1 protein-coding gene is annotated in these 257 nt (G+C 66.5%); it reads left to right on the top strand.

Annotation, left to right across the window (positions count from 1 at the left end; translation table 11 throughout):
- Positions 1-257 (top strand): DEAD/DEAH box helicase (locus FLQ44_RS10020; RefSeq protein WP_147694285.1); only part of this gene is annotated, 257 nt, incomplete at both ends.

Below are 257 nucleotides of genomic sequence, written 5' to 3'. Positions count from 1 at the left end.
GATCGAGGCTGTGTTGACCGACCTGCAGTCCAGCCTGCCGATGGAACGTGTGGTCTGCGGCGATGTCGGCTTCGGCAAGACCGAGGTCGCCGTGCGCGCTGCGTTTGCGACGGCAATGAGCGGCCGTCAGGTGGCGATCCTGGTGCCCACCACCCTGCTGGCCGAACAGCACTACCGCAACCTGCGCGACCGCTTCGCCGACTGGCCGCTGCGGGTGGAGGTGCTGTCGCGTTTCAAGACCGCCAAGGAGATCAAGG

It is taken from the genome of Vogesella mureinivorans (assembly GCF_007644035.1).
Taxonomy (GTDB): domain Bacteria; phylum Pseudomonadota; class Gammaproteobacteria; order Burkholderiales; family Chromobacteriaceae; genus Vogesella; species Vogesella mureinivorans.
This window is presented reverse-complemented; position numbering and strand designations above follow the sequence as displayed.